Source organism: Roseburia intestinalis L1-82 (genome assembly GCF_900537995.1).
Lineage (GTDB): Bacteria > Bacillota > Clostridia > Lachnospirales > Lachnospiraceae > Roseburia > Roseburia intestinalis.
In genome coordinates, this window is record NZ_LR027880.1 from 4,200,347 (window position 1) to 4,215,452 (window position 15,106).

The following is a 15,106-nucleotide window of genomic DNA, read 5'->3' on the forward strand; positions in this document are numbered from 1 at the left end:
CCCAAAATATCAGTCTGCGGTTTTACCCTCTGTAATAATTGATCAGACAGCCCTTTAAGATGATCTCTCTCTCATCATCAGTCATCGCACCAAGTCCAAGTTTAAACTCTTCTGCCTTTCCATCTTTGATCACATACGCTGTAATCTCGAACTGTTTGTCCTCGACTGCTTTACGGATATTCGGGATGTATAAGTAGTCAAGATTCTTGAACGGCAGTTCGCCCTCCGGGATGATGAACGGAAGCATACCCCAGTTGATGAGGTTCGAGCGGTAACGCTTGGTTGCATACTCATTTGCAATGTTTGCCCAGCCTCCAAGTACTTTCTGGCAGGAAGCAGCCTGCTCACGTGCAGAACCATCGCCCGGTTTTACTGCAAAGATCGTACTTCCAAAACCGATCTCACCATTGGAATGGTTATCCTCAAATTTTGTTTCCGGGAATACTTTATCGATGACATCCATAACCGGTTTTAACTCTTCTACTGCCTCTAAAGGACAGTTTCCGGCTTCTAACGCTTTCTGCGCTTTCTGGATCTCTTTTGCCCGGCCCACGTACTGCGGATCTTTTCTGGAAAGTGCAAACTCTGCAAGTCCAAGCGGGTTGGAACGGAAGGAGGATGTCTCTCCGGACGGGATCAGCTCGTCTGTGGTCGTGACCGGATCGTGGATCTCGGATACCACTTTTAATACCATATTTTCCGGCAATGCACTCATTGCCGGCCAGTCTTTGATGTTTGGTCCAAACTGGATTTCAACGGAAGGATCTGCTACACCCTTGCTGTCAAAGACACGGTTTGCGTAAATATTTTTATCGAAGAAGTACTTCGGTTTGCTAAAGTTCACATCCACATCGGTTGCGGCTGTCAAAAATCCCTTGTTTGCGGCTGTTGCTGCGATCGAACGTGCATCCATCAGCGCAACGGAGGCAACCTGTCCCTTCTGTACCTTGGAGCCTTCACGGTTCGGGAAGTTTCTGGTGGAGTGGCGGATGGAAAATGCGTTGTTTGCCGGTGTATCGCCAGCGCCAAAGCACGGTCCGCAGAATGCCGTCTTAACGATCGCACCTGTCTCCATCAGGGATGCAACTGCACCATTCTTTACTAACTCCATATAGATCGGCGTACTTGCCGGATATACGCTTAACGTAAACTCATCCGGTCCGATGCTCGCACCCTTTAAGATGTCTGCTGCATCACAGATATTCTCAAATCCACCGCCTGCGCAGCCTGCGATGATACCCTGATCTACATAGAGTTTTCCATCTCTTACTTTGCTCTTTAAGTCCAGTTTGACCGCACCGTCAAAACTTACCTCTGCACGTTTCTCACAGTCATCTAAGATGTCCATCAGGTTTGCGTTTAACTCTTCGATCGTGTAAGTGTTGCTCGGATGGAATGGCATTGCGATCATCGGTTTGATCTTTGAAAGGTCAATCTCGATCATTCCGTCATAATATGCCACGCTGCCCGGATTCAACTCTTTGTAATCCTGTGGTCTGCCGTGGATCGCATAAAACTCTTTTACTTTGTCATCTGTTTTCCAGATGGAGGAAAGGCAGGTCGTCTCTGTCGTCATAACGTCCACACCGATTCGGAAATCAACGCTTAAGTTTGCAACGCCCGGTCCGACGAACTCCATGACTTTATTCTTTACATAACCTTTATCAAATACTTCCCCGATAATGGCAAGTGCAATATCCTGCGGTCCGACACCGTTCATCGGTGTGCCTGTCAGATAAACGCCGATCACACCCGGCATATCGATATCATAAGTCTTGTTTAAAAGCTGTTTTACAAGCTCCGGTCCACCCTCGCCGACTGCCATGGTACCAAGTGCGCCATAACGTGTGTGGGAATCAGAACCAAGGATCATCGCTCCGCCTGCCGCAAGCATCTCGCGTGCAAACTGATGGATGACTGCCTGATGAGGCGGTACATAAACCCCGCCGTATTTCTTTGCACAGGTTAAACCAAACATGTGGTCATCCTCGTTGATCGTACCTCCGACTGCACAGAGGCTGTTGTGACAGTTCGTCAGCACATATGGGATCGGGAACTTCTCTAATCCTGATGCTCTTGCTGTCTGGATGATTCCGACGAATGTGATATCGTGGGATGTCAGCTTGTCAAACTTGATCTGAAGTTTGTCCATATTGCCGGATGTATTATGATTTTTTAAGATACCGTAAGCAATCGTATTTTCTGCCGCCTGCTCTTTGGTCACTGCTGCCCCGGTCTTTTTTACGACCTCTTCGATGGCATTTGCACCGTCCGGTACCAGTTCATTTCCATTTACGAGATATACACCGCTATCGTATAATTTCATGGTTTCCTCCATTCTTTTGCCCATTTTCTATTAGATCCATTGTTTAAAATTATATAGACAGCATCAGCAAAAATCAAGTACTTTTACACGTTAAACCGAAAGCATTTGAAAGCGCATGCCCTATCTGCTGAAAACAGCCGTAAATTTACTCTCTTATTCATCCGTATCTATTGTTTCCCTGTACATCGGGAATGTGATCGAAGCCTTAAACAGATCTCCGTCCACCCCGATGAAAAAGATGCCGCCCATAAGCTGTGTCAGACTCTTTGCAATGGAAAGCCCCAGTCCGCTTCCCTCGGTCGTTCTTGAGGCATCCCCACGGATAAAACGCTCTGTCAGATCTCCCGCATTACTGTTTTCCAACGCAAGGGAACGCTCCGAAACATTTTTGATGGAAAATGTCACTTTTTCCTCCAGTACATGCACATCCACATAAACTCTTGTTTTTTCCAGCGCATATTTTGCAACATTATTATAAAGGTTTTCGATGACACGGTAGAGCTGTCTGCCGTCCGCAAGGATCATCACTTCCGTTTTCGGGAGTTTGGTGACGATTGTAAGCTCTTTCGCCTCAAATTTTTCATTAAACTCGCCTGCCGTCTGATAGATCAGCTCCACTAAGTCAATCTTTTGCATATCCAGTTTGACATTTCCGGATGTAATACGCGATGTCTCAACCAGATCCTCCGTCAGCTGCTTTAACCGCTGTGACTTGGCATCCAGGATTCGGATATAACCATTCACCCGTTCATTATCAATATGTTCCAGTTTGATCAGATTGACATAATTAATGATCGAGGTCAGCGGTGTTTTGATGTCATGTGAAACATTCGTGATCAGGTCTGCCTTCATGCGCTCATTTTTCGTACTGTCATCCACCGCATGCAAAAGACCGCTGCCAATATTATTGATCGCTTCGGCAAGTTTTTTATCCTCACCATGCAGTCCTTCTGTGTCGATCTTGTTGCTTAGCACACCTTCCGTAATTTTTTCCACGCCTTCATATACCTGATAATGTTCCACTGCCGAACGCAGCAGGAGATATGCCTCCATGCCGCTGAAGATTAAAAGCAGTACCAGACAGATTACCCGGTGGTAATAAAAAGCTCCCATCGCAAGCACGAAACAGACGATCATGTGGACTGCAAAGACAACCAGCACGCTCACCGTCACCGTCCGTTTTTCAAAAAACTTGTCCATCCCTTTTACAAACCAGCAGACAAGGCTGTTTTCCCACATCACTTCCGCCTTCATCCGGCGCACCATGCTCAGATAAAAAATGAGAAACAGTACATCAATCAATAGACTGACCGTTCCCGATGCGACCAACAGTCCCGACACGTTCCACGTTTTATTATTTACATGGGACAAAAGCATGATGAGCTCACTGGTTGCTGCAATAAATACGGCGGTCACGATCTCTGTTTTTATCCGGTCCACAAAATTAAGATGAACTCCTTCTTCCCCATCTCTGTGTCCGGTTGCAAGTGTCAGATATACAAGACTTAATACCCATCCCATCAGACTGACCAGCGCAGCAACAATACTGACTTTGATCCACGGATGCAGTCTTACATACTCCATCTCGGCATCATACAGATCGTCTTTTGCCGTCAGATCCGTATCCACTCCGATCACAAGCACCACATTTTCCAGTGGCAGATACATCTGGTTATTATAACTGTCAAAAAAGTAATTCTCCATGCCGCGGATATCCGTTCCAAATTCCTTTTTCTCCATATCATAGATCAGATAATCCCCCATGGTCTTTGCCTCCATGAGAACAGTCTGTGTATCAAACTCCTGGCCTTCCACCGAATCCGGCTGATTGGTATACCACACCCCATTCTGTTTATACCAGTAACAGAAATTGGTGTCTTCACGCTTAAACTCATTTGTATACTGCAGATAACGCTTATCGTCCTCCGCACTCCGCTTATTGCCTTTTTGTAACAGATGCAGATAATCGGTCAGTTCACTGCATTTCTGCTCCATGCATTTGGTATAGTAGCCCGAATTAAAAAAATCATCTGTACCGATATCCGTTACCTGCAGAATATTTTTGCTGATCAGTGATGCCAAAAGATAGACAGCGATGGTAAGTATTACCGTAAAAAACAGGTGCAGGATCATCCCTGCCAGCTTACTGCCGTATGTGTATGATTTCTTTTCCATATGAAGTCTCCATCCCCGTGCCGGACATTATCCTGTATGCCGGCGTACGGAATCCCTCCCAGAATCAGTTCTTGTCGATCTTGTATCCAACGCCCCACACAACCTTTAAATAGCGCGGCTCCTTCGGATTGATCTCGATTTTTTCACGGATGTGGCGGATATGTACTGCCACCGTATTGTCCGCTCCGATCGCATCCTCATTCCAGATGCTCTCATAGATCTGATTAATGGAAAATACCTTTCCCTGATTTTTGACCAGTAATAAAAGTATGTTGTACTCGATCGGTGTCAGCTTTACCACTTCTCCATCCACGGTCACTTCTTTTAAATCATCATTGATCGACAATCCACCGACTGTATACACCGATGCGCTGCTCTCTGCCGCATTTCCAAGCTGGGTATAACGCCTTAACTGTGATTTGACCCTCGCTACCAGTTCAAGCGGATTAAACGGTTTCTCCACATAGTCATCTGCCCCGATGTTAAGTCCTAAAATTTTATCCGCATCCTCCGTCTTTGCAGACAAAATAATGATCGGAATGCTGCTCTCCTCACGGATTTTTAAGGTCGCACGGATTCCGTCCAGACGCGGCATCATCACATCCATGATCAGAAGATGAACCTCATTTTCTTTTAAGATCTCCAGTGCTTCTTCGCCGTCATATGCCTTTAAAATATGATACCCTTCCTGCTGTAAATATATTTCGATCGCTTCCACGATTTCCTTATCATCATCACACACTAAAATTGTCTGCATAAGTTCCTCCATTCTTTTTGTGTCTTACTTCAAGTATTACACCAGATCTTACATTTATTTTAACAGGAAAGTTTAAATTGTTATAGAGCGGATTTCTTAATATTCCTTTAAATTCCCACTGCATATACAACATTTCCCACATTTCTTAATTTAATTTAAGAAATTGGCCTTAAATTTAAGAAATACTTTATTGCATCCTATTCATCCCCGCCTTATGATATCTTTCGTACCCGTACTGGTACACACAGGAATTCCGTAGATTTTCCACAGTTTTCCCGTAAATAAAATAAGTTTTACACAAAACGGAGGATTCTTATGAAAAAAAATGTGCACACTGCAGGCAAAAGCAGAAAGCAGAAAAAAATCATGCTCCTTCTACTGGAGCTGCTGATCATCCTGCTCCTCGCCATTGCCCTTTTTATCACAACCAAATTATCAAAAATTGAAAAGAATAAGCTGGACATGAACGACGTTTCCATCAATGACGATCTCTCCGATGAGACAAAAGAAGCGATGGCTCATTACAAAACGATCGCACTCTTCGGACTCGACAACCGTTCCAACGGCAGCCTCTCCAAAGGAAACAGCGACGTTATCATGTTGGCAAACATCGATACGAAACAGCATACCATCAATCTGGTATCTGTTTACCGTGATTCTTATTTAGATACCGGAAACGGCACTTACCAGAAATGCAACGCAGCCTACGCAAAGGGCGGACCGGAACAGGCACTGTCCATGTTAAATACCAATCTTGATCTTGCAATCACCGACTATGTAACCGTCGACTTCAATGCGATCATTGAATGTGTCGACCTGTTAGGCGGTGTCGACATCACGATCACCGATGATGAGGCAAGTCTGATGATCGGTTATATGAAAGAATTAAATGAACTGACCGGACACAATTCCACACCACCTGCCTCCGGCGGAACTTACACCTTAGACGGCGTACAGGCATGCGCCTACGCACGAATCCGTTATGGCGGCGGTGATGACTACCGCAGAACCGAACGCCAGCGTACTGTTTTGACCGCAATGATGCAGAAAGCGCAGAAATCCAACATTCTGACACTCAACAAACTGATCAACGCAGCTTTTGGGGACATTCAGACCAGTTTTTCCAACACGGATCTCCTTGCCCTTGCCACAAAAGTTTTCAGTTATGACATTGGAGATACAACCGGTTTTCCATATGAAAAAACAACGCACAAATATGATAAGATCGGCGATGTTGTCATTCCGTGCGATCTTGCTTCTAACGTTACACAATTACATCAGTTTTTATTTAATGATGAAAATTATACCCCATCTGCAACAGTTCTTTCAAACAGCCAGCAGATCATCTCTAATACAGGATATAAACAGGGAGACGGCCATTAAGGCTGTCTCCCTGTTTTGTCAGTTAATTTCCCAGTTCATTTATTTTTTCCCTGATGGTGTCCATTTGTCCGGCCACATCCTGTATGGACTGCTCTATCTTTCTTTTCCGTCTTTTTACCAGCAGTCCCCATTGTAAAAACAATACTCCATCGATGATAAGATACAACACCGGCAGACTGATCCGTTTCCCTGCTACATACCCGATAAAGACATACAGGATCATTGGATTTATGACCGCAATGGAAATCATCGTTGTCAGGTCACTTCTGCGTCCCGTAAAAACATACAGGCTTTCCCATTTTTTGTGAAACTCTTTTTCCTCCGGCTTCTCTAACATCACATTCTCCTTTTACTCTTTATGATGTCTGGAGAAGAAAGAATGTTTCTCCGGTTTCTTCTCGCCGGAAGCTTCCCCGCCCTCTTTCCAGTGGAAATATTCCGCATCCAGATTGACATTGACATTTACCTCTGCTTTTGGCGCAGCTTCCTCTGGCGTATCTTCGGGAATTTCTTCGGGCAGTTCATTTTCCGGCACGATTCCTGCCTTTTCAAAATATTCCTGGTTGATCTTAATCTCGGGTTTGATCGCTGAATAAGGAGATGGCTTCACCTCACCCTTTTCCTTTGCTCTTTCCTTTTCAATCTCACGGTTACGATCCTCGATCAGATTCAGATATTTGTCCGTATCAGCAAGATTCTGCAGATGTCCTTTCAGGTCTGACTGGTCTCTCCTTACAACATCTTTTTCTTTCTGAAGTTTTTCATTGGCATCCTTATAAATCTCCTGCATGGCATCCGTTGCCCTCTGCATGATTTCCTGTACATGCCGCAGTGCCTCATTGGTATACATAACAGACGCAGCATACACATCCTCCGCTTTCCCGCTGGCATCTTTTAAGATATCTTCTCCGATTTTTGCCGCCTCACGTCTTGCACGCTCCTTGCCCCGCGTTGTCAGTTCATACTCATCCAGCATCGCGTAAATGGCCTTATTTAGCTCTGCAAGCAGCTCTAACATTCTTTTTTTATCAAGGATAATTTTACTGCCAATACTGTCATAAGCTTCACTGCCTGCAAGCAATATATGCATTTGTCTTAAAATTTCTTCCGTTTTGTCCTGCGCGCTCATGGTTATTCTCCTGCTTTACTTCCGCTGCGTCTTTTTCCTGTCTGATATTTTACTAATTTTAACACTAACCGTATCAGCAAAACAACCAGTAAAATAGCGATCAATACTATTCCTGCGATCATGACGGCATATTTGTTCGGATTTTTTATTAATTTTATGAGATTGGCCGAATCATCTACCACTTTTCTTTCATGCAATCCGGCATAATATTGTGGAATATCCGCAATTCCATCTCCATTTTCATCCGGGAACGACTCCATATAATGTGCGATCGCCGTCCATGCCTTTAATTCCCCGCCATTATCTGTCAAAATCACATCTTCAAAATTTTCAATCGGTGTTCCGTCTGCCTTTTTCGGCACAACAGACAACAGTCCATACGATGTTTTCGTCACCGCAGACAGCATCTGCCCACTGTAAAGATCTGCCACCACGCGATACAATTTATCGTCCTCTAACTCCCTGCGATTGCCATCTGCATCCAGCAGATACACGTCGGTAACACGGTTTAAGATCATACGGTGCGGATTATAAGTAAACTGCAGGCCGTACATATACAAACGTGCGGATGTCATCAGATCCGACACGGATGCGTCGATCTCTGCCACGGTTTTTAACTCTTTTCCTGTCAGATATGCCTCGATCAGCGGATAACCCGGCACACCGTCTGCACCGATTCCAAGTGAAAATGAATTGAAAACATCTTCTACTGTAATATTTCCCTTTGTGTAGGTGTCACGGATCGTTCCACTCGGCGCGATTGCCACATCCACGGGAGTGCCATTATAATCCGTACTGTTTGTGACCGCATAAGCATAGGCATCTGCGATGAGATCCCCCAGATTATGCTCGGTATGGATGTTGTAGAGATCCTCCAGGCTGTCAAATGCTACATCATTTTCCGCAAGTACCTGTTCTCTCGTAAACCCAAACTGTGCCAGATAATCGGTATCCACCGTCGCCATAAAAGAATTGATTTCTTCCTGTGTAGCAGCATTCTCTGCAATGTCCGTCTCGATTGAAGTAAGTTTATATTCTTTCATGTTCCATCGGCCATCATCCTTTTGTTCTAAGGATAAGGAACCTAAATACTTGCCGTACTCACCTGCGGAAACGATATAAGTATCCCCATGCACAATCGGCTCATCCAGTTTCGTATGCGTATGTGCGCTGACGATCACATCCAGATCCGGCACTTTTTTCGCAAGAATCTCATCTTCTGACTTTGACTCATCCTCTGAAGTTCCACTATGGGAAAGACAGACGATAATATCCGCATCTTCGTTTTTCTTAATTTCAGCTACGGTCTTTTTTACTGCTTCCACCGGATCCGTAAACTGCAGTTCGCAGGTCGGTGCACATGCCAGTGCATCTTTTCCGAATACGCCAAGCAGTGCCACCCGGACATCGCCCTTTTGCACCATCACATAATCTTTCACACCGTATTCCGTAAATGCATCACGGATCTGCTGCTGTCCTTCTGAGAATCCCTGCTGTTCCATGGCATCCCAGTTGATATTACAGACAAGAAGCTCCGGCACGGTATCTCCGCTTTCCGCCGCGGTTTCAAGCATCTTAGCAAGCCCCTTTGAACGATAATCAAATTCATGGTTGCCAAGTGTTGTCGCCTCACAGCCCAGTGCCCCTAACATCCGAATCTCTGCCGCCTGTGTCTCAAAAACGGTCTGCACCAGCGTTCCCATGGAAAAATCTCCGCCATCCACCACCAGTGTATCCGGGTCTTTTTCTTTCTGTTCATCGATCAGTGTCTTAATCCTTGCAAACCCGCCGATCATTTCCTGTTTTTCATCTACTACCGTTGAAAAGCTGTTCAGATGAGAATGTGTGTCATGCACGAACATGATATCTATTGTTTTCAAGTCCGTCTGGTCTGCCGCCTTCACACTGCCGGATAGCCCCGTCATTCCCAAAACCAGAACAAAAACAAGGACTGCAGCCAGTTCCATTTTCCAATTTTTAATCTTTTCCCGTAACATATAAGTCTCCCTGTTTTACAAAGCATAATTTTACTTATATTTTACTTGAACTTTTAAAATTAGTAAATGGTGGTGCAGTCCTAATTTTCACTTTATCCAAAATATTTTTTACAATAGATTGATCCTGTCTATGCAACCGTAAATTTCTTTGTGTCCTTCCGCAGCATCAAAGATGCTTCCTGCGTCTGTTTCATCAGTACACGCATATCTTCTGCCTGTCTGTCAACATTGGTAACACGCTCTGCAATGCTTCCGGTACTTGCCGCACCATCATTCGCAGCTTTCGTTACCTCCTGTATATTTGCAACCACTCCGCTGACTGAAGCTAAAAGCTGTTCGGATGCCGCACTGAAATCCGTTACAAGTTCTTCAACATAGTTTGCATCTTCATTATAATTATCTGCCATTTTTTCAAAATCATCAAAACTCTCCGTAACGTCTCCTCCCACAAACTCTAACAGACGTTTTGCATCTGTGGTCAGTCTTGCAACTGCTGTCTGGACACGCTCTGTCACTTCCTGGATATTCCCGACCGTGCTCGCCGACTGCTCCGCAAGATTACGGATCTCATCTGCAACAACTGCAAATCCTTTTCCCGCCTCTCCGGCTCTTGCGGCTTCAATTGATGCATTCAAAGCCAGCAGATTTGTCTGCGAAGTGATTCCCATGATGGACTCCGCAAGAACACCGATCTGCTCCACGACTTTTGCATTTTCCAGTGCTTCCAATAAGCTCTCATTGATTTCCCCATGCACTTTCCTGATATTTGCACGGCTTGCACTGATTTTTTGTTTCGTATCAGCCGCTCTGGTATGGATCTCATCAACTTTTCCGTTTCCCTCCTGCGCATGCTCTGCAATTCCTTTTGCAGCTTCCTCAATCTCTCCGGACATCGTATTCACTTCCTGTGCAGCTGCTGCGGTCTCCTGATTTCCGGCTGCAAGTTCCTGCGTGATACCGGATACACTGTCGATCTCGTCCGCAAGTTTTGCCAGTGCCGTCTCTGCTGTTCCAACCGTTTCATCCAATGTATCCGCTTCGCGCTGTACATAGCCGATCAGATGTCTCATATTGTGATGAATGTCACGGATGCTGCGTGCAAGAATACCGATCTCATCTTCACGTTTCAGGTATTTTTCCTCCACACGCTGCGTAAAATCGCCCTGTCCCATTTTTTTGGCAAACAGCGCAGATCTTTTGACGCCCGATGTAATGTCGAATGTAAGATACAGTACCCATATATCCGTGAGTATACACATAATAACCATAAAATAGAAAAACTGATCCTGTTTTGCTTTCTTTTCCTGCTGCATTTTCTGCAATATCGGCTGCAGTTCCTGTTGTATTTCTTCCTGGGAATATTCCGGATGTTCCTCACTTACATATTCTTCCATGCTGGCGATCGCATCATTACGGATAGCACCCATATTTTTAGCTCCGACAACTACTCCATATAATCCGATTATTAAAATCTCAATAATCAGAATCGTCATTTTTACCTTTAATGATACTTTTCCACTTAGGGTCACATCAATATCCTCCCTTGTTCTTTCTGATTTATTCTCATAAACGGTCCTATATTGGTTTCATTCTACTATCATTTAATTTTGATTGCAATATACATCTTTGACAATTTATCAGGCTTTTGTTTCCTGTCTGGTGTATTCCAGTCATGAATTTTTAAATTCATAGGACGTAATTTCCTATGAATTTAAAAAAATACGGCATATCCTGCCGGACACACCGCATTTTCATATTTCTGTTTATTTTAATGCTGCAGGATTGATCTTCTTTGTGCGGATATCCTCTTTTAACAGTGCAAGGAAATCTTCCCTGGAAACTGTGGTGGAATTCTGCTCTCCATGCAGTCTGTAACTTACGGTTCCGTCAGCTGCTTCGTTCTTACCAAGTACTAACAGATACGGCACTTTCTCCATCTGTGCTTCACGGATACGGTAGCCGAGTTTCTCGTTTCTCTCATCGATCTCAACACGGATTCCGTTATCATCGAGATATTTGTATAAGTCATGTGAGTATGCGTTAAGTTCCTCATCCTCATTTTTTACCGGAAGGATCTTAGCCTGAACCGGAGCTAACCATAACGGCAGGTTTCCTTTTGTCTCCTCTAAAATATATGCCATGAAACGGTCGAGGGAACCAAGGATCGCTCTGTGTAAAACGACCGGCGTTTTCTTTGTTCCGTCACTGTCAATATAGGACAGATTGAATTTTGCCGGCAGACAGAAGTCTAACTGGCAGGTGGAAAGTGTATACTCATTACCGATCGCCGGTTTTACGTTTACATCCAGTTTCGGTCCGTAGAAAGCAGCCTCACCGATCTCCTCTGTATACTCAATACCGATATCATCAAGTACTTTGCGGAGTGCGTTCTCTGCGTTGTTCCACATCTCATCATCATCATGATATTTTACTTTATCTTCCGGATCTCTTAGGGAGAGTACACAGCGGTAATCTGTGATATTGAAATCTTTGTAAGTATCAAAGATCAGCTCAACCACTTTTGCAAACTCTGATTCGATCTGCTCCGGTGTTACAAATAAATGTGCATCATTCTGGCAGAAATGTCTTCCTCTCTCGATACCCTTTAAAGTACCACTTGCCTCAAAACGGAAGTCGTGTGCGATCTCACCGATACGGATCGGAAGATCTTTATAGGAATGCATTCTGTTTGCGTAGATCATCATGTGATGCGGGCAGTTCATCGGACGGAGTACGAAAGACTCTCCCTCAACTTCCATTGCCGGGAACATGTTCTCTTTGTAGTGATCCCAGTGACCGGAAGTCTTGTACAGATTTACCGTACCGACACAAGGTGTCATAACATGCAGATAACCAAGTTTGCGCTCTTTTGCTTTGATATAATTTTCAAGCTCCTGCCATACGGTATATCCCTTTGGAAGAAACATCGGAAGTCCACGTCCAACCAGATCATCGGACATGAACAGGTGCATCTCTTTGCCGATCTTTCTGTGGTCACGGTCTTTCGCTTCCTCTAAGAGTTTTAAATGCTCCTCTAACTCTTCTGCGGTCGGGAAACATACACCGTAGATACGCTGCATTACATGATTATTTGCATCACCTTTCCAGTAAACACCGGAATATTTGATCAGTTTAAAGTTTTTACATAATTTAGTATTGTCAACATGCGGTCCACGGCAGAGATCCGTGAAATCGCCCTGATCGTATACGGAAATATTTCCATCCTCTAAACCATCGATTAGGTCAAGTTTGTACTCATCATCTTTAAAAAGCTCTAACGCTTCTGCTTTTGAGATCTCACGTCTGTAAATCTTTTTACCTTCTTTGCAGACTTTTTTCATCTCTTTTTCGATCGCTGCGATCACATCATCATTGACAGCAGTATCGCCAAGATCGATATCATAATAAAATCCTTCTTTTACAACAGGTCCTACCCAGAACTTTGCGTTCGGATATAAGTGTTTTACTGCCTGTGCCATCACATGTGCACAGGAATGGTTGAGCGTATTCAGTCTCTCGTCTTCTTTAAAATCTACCATGATTAATCTCCTTTTCCTAAACTAAAAAGTCCCTTATACAGACAACTTATCTGTATAAGGGACGAATAAACATTTTTATCCGCGGTTCCACCCCGTTTATTTCCATGTGGAAAATCACTCATTTTGATGATAACGGAATCACCGGACCGGATTAGGGCCGCTCAGAGATGGTCTTCCTGAAGTTCCATTTTAAGATACTCACACCAAAATGTATCTCTCTCTTTAAAATTTCCGATCAGTACTCTTCTCTTCAATGCGTTTCTTTGATTTTATTTCATAGAATGCATTCTGTCAAGTTTATTCTTTCGTACATCACACCTCAATATATGGATATTCGTGGAAATAATCCATGATCAGTTCCACCATCTCCACATTGATTTCTTTGACCAGCGGACATTCTGTGTAAACATCATATCCACCAGCACCGCTGTAACGGTAATTATTCAGGCATAATGTAAATTTATCTTCATCTAAAACCGGCCTTCCGTCTCTTGAAAGCCCCACGATCCTGCTTCCGACCGGGTTTTTTGGATTGATTTCAAAATCCACACCCATATAATAGTCATAATTATAATGTTCCACCTTTGGAACCAGGAAGCTGTCGGAAACACAGACATTTCCTTCGTTATCATATGCAAAGTATTCTGCACTGCGCTCCATTACTGTCTTTAGCTGTGCACCCGTGATCTCACAGACCACAAGTGTATTCGGATATGGATAAGTGGCTATGATATCGCGTGTGCTCACTTCACTGCGGAAACCTGCGATTTCATTTGCCAGACCGACGGACGATAACATTGCTCCCGAAAAATGAAGCTGGATACGGTTTAAAAAATCGGCGATCGGTGAGCCATACAATGCCATTTTTACCTTTTCTTCCGGCATGATTGCACGGCTCAAATGACCAATTGGCTGATTAAGCCATGCTTGCACGGAATTTTCCGTAGAACGGTATTTATCTGCAAGCCCAGCCCCCTTTGTGGGATCTGACTGCCGCAATTCGGACCTGATGCTCTTTTTATCCTCTGTCACGGTGACCTCCAGATACTGATATTCTTTTGCATTATCACATGGCTGTACTGTATAAGTTCCAAACAGCTCTCTTCCATGCACAGACATATGCTGATGTCCGGTCAGTAAGATATCAAAATCCAGTTCCTTACAGATCCTGTAACCCACATTTTCAGTCGTCTTAGAAAGCACCGCTCCGCTTTCTAAATCACACTCAAAACCTCCGTGATAGATGCAGATCGTAAGATCTGTCTGCTCTTTCATCTGGGCAAGTGCCCTCTTCGCTGCCTCAAAAGGATCTGTAATATGGATTCCTTTTAAGTTTTCTTCTTTTTCCCAGATGTTTACATAATCCGTTACAATACCAGCGATACCGATGCGCAATCCGTTTTTCATCGTATGAAGTTTCCATGGAAACAGGGTGTTTCCTTCCTCATCCATGATATTCTGGCACACACATACACCGTTATTTCTATTGCGATATGCCGCCTGATAATCTAGTCCGTAATTAAAGTCATGATTGCCAAGTGTATAATAATCGTATCCGCAGTCGTTCATAATATCTGCGATCACTTCCGGAGAGTTTGCAACCTGACGGCAGTAATAAGCAAAGGCGGAGCCTTGTAAAATATCTCCGCCATCTATGATGAGTGTCTCATCATCCTTGTTAAAATCTGCCGCACAGCCGAACAAACCGACATTTTTTTCTGTCATATCCCCATAGGTCGTCGGGTAAAAATAACCGTGCACATCGGAGGTAAAATAGATTTTTAATTTTCTCTGCTGCAT

At 44.1% G+C, this 15,106-nt stretch carries 10 protein-coding genes and 1 other annotated feature; of the genes, 1 reads left to right on the forward strand and 9 read right to left on the reverse strand.

Annotation, left to right across the window (positions count from 1 at the left end):
- Positions 1-22: 22 nt before the first annotated feature.
- The 3 genes from RIL182_RS19750 to RIL182_RS19760 all read right to left on the reverse strand — a co-directional run bounded on the left by RIL182_RS19750 (position 23) and on the right by RIL182_RS19760 (position 5,258).
- Entirely contained in the window at positions 23-2,326 is a 2,304-nt protein-coding gene (locus RIL182_RS19750; protein ID WP_044998450.1) for a hydratase, read from the reverse strand.
- Between the two features lie 153 nt (positions 2,327-2,479).
- Entirely contained in the window at positions 2,480-4,501 is a 2,022-nt protein-coding gene (locus RIL182_RS19755; protein WP_006855392.1) for a sensor histidine kinase, read from the reverse strand.
- Positions 4,502-4,565: 64 nt separating this feature from the next.
- Entirely contained in the window at positions 4,566-5,258 is a 693-nt protein-coding gene (locus RIL182_RS19760) for a response regulator transcription factor (RefSeq protein ID WP_044998451.1), read from the reverse strand.
- A gap of 315 nt (positions 5,259-5,573) precedes the next feature.
- Here RIL182_RS19760 and RIL182_RS19765 point away from each other — a divergent pair, with 315 nt between their 5' ends.
- Positions 5,574-6,641, forward strand: a complete 1,068-nt coding sequence (locus RIL182_RS19765) for an LCP family protein (protein WP_006855395.1) — start codon at positions 5,574-5,576, stop codon at positions 6,639-6,641.
- A 22-nt stretch (positions 6,642-6,663) separates the two neighbouring features.
- Here the strand turns inward: RIL182_RS19765 and RIL182_RS19770 are convergent, their stop codons facing one another.
- The 6 genes from RIL182_RS19770 to RIL182_RS19795 all read right to left on the reverse strand — a co-directional run bounded on the left by RIL182_RS19770 (position 6,664) and on the right by RIL182_RS19795 (position 15,106).
- Entirely contained in the window at positions 6,664-6,978 is a 315-nt protein-coding gene (locus RIL182_RS19770; RefSeq protein ID WP_006855396.1) for a hypothetical protein, read from the reverse strand.
- Between the two features lie 12 nt (positions 6,979-6,990).
- On the reverse strand, positions 6,991-7,770 hold the full coding sequence (locus tag RIL182_RS19775; RefSeq protein WP_006855397.1) for a hypothetical protein: 780 nt from the start codon (positions 7,768-7,770) through the stop codon (positions 6,991-6,993).
- 2 nt (positions 7,771-7,772) lie between these two features.
- On the reverse strand, positions 7,773-9,767 hold the full coding sequence (locus tag RIL182_RS19780; protein WP_006855398.1) for a bifunctional metallophosphatase/5'-nucleotidase: 1,995 nt from the start codon (positions 9,765-9,767) through the stop codon (positions 7,773-7,775).
- 128 nt (positions 9,768-9,895) lie between these two features.
- Positions 9,896-11,296, reverse strand: coding sequence for a methyl-accepting chemotaxis protein (locus RIL182_RS19785; protein ID WP_242655443.1), 1,401 nt, complete (start codon positions 11,294-11,296; stop codon positions 9,896-9,898).
- 234 nt (positions 11,297-11,530) lie between these two features.
- On the reverse strand, positions 11,531-13,306 hold the full coding sequence (gene thrS / locus RIL182_RS19790; RefSeq protein ID WP_006855400.1) for a threonine--tRNA ligase: 1,776 nt from the start codon (positions 13,304-13,306) through the stop codon (positions 11,531-11,533).
- A gap of 54 nt (positions 13,307-13,360) precedes the next feature.
- Positions 13,361-13,569 (reverse strand) — a binding site (T-box leader).
- A gap of 49 nt (positions 13,570-13,618) precedes the next feature.
- A complete protein-coding gene (locus tag RIL182_RS19795; protein WP_006855401.1) occupies positions 13,619-15,106 on the reverse strand; it encodes a bifunctional metallophosphatase/5'-nucleotidase in 1,488 nt (495 codons plus the stop codon).

Excerpts from the sequence above, each read along its gene's own strand:
- RIL182_RS19750 (WP_044998450.1), bottom strand. The coding sequence starts at position 2,326 with ATGAAATTATACGATAGCGGTGTATATCTCGTAAATGGAAATGAACTG.
- RIL182_RS19755 (WP_006855392.1), bottom strand. The coding sequence starts at position 4,501 with ATGGAAAAGAAATCATACACATACGGCAGTAAGCTGGCAGGGATGATC.
- RIL182_RS19760 (WP_044998451.1), bottom strand. The coding sequence starts at position 5,258 with ATGCAGACAATTTTAGTGTGTGATGATGATAAGGAAATCGTGGAAGCG.
- RIL182_RS19765 (WP_006855395.1), top strand. The coding sequence starts at position 5,574 with ATGAAAAAAAATGTGCACACTGCAGGCAAAAGCAGAAAGCAGAAAAAA.
- RIL182_RS19770 (WP_006855396.1), bottom strand. The coding sequence starts at position 6,978 with ATGTTAGAGAAGCCGGAGGAAAAAGAGTTTCACAAAAAATGGGAAAGC.
- RIL182_RS19775 (WP_006855397.1), bottom strand. The coding sequence starts at position 7,770 with ATGAGCGCGCAGGACAAAACGGAAGAAATTTTAAGACAAATGCATATA.
- RIL182_RS19780 (WP_006855398.1), bottom strand. The coding sequence starts at position 9,767 with ATGTTACGGGAAAAGATTAAAAATTGGAAAATGGAACTGGCTGCAGTC.
- thrS (WP_006855400.1), bottom strand. The coding sequence starts at position 13,306 with ATGGTAGATTTTAAAGAAGACGAGAGACTGAATACGCTCAACCATTCC.
- RIL182_RS19795 (WP_006855401.1), bottom strand. The coding sequence starts at position 15,106 with ATGCAGCAGAGAAAATTAAAAATCTATTTTACCTCCGATGTGCACGGT.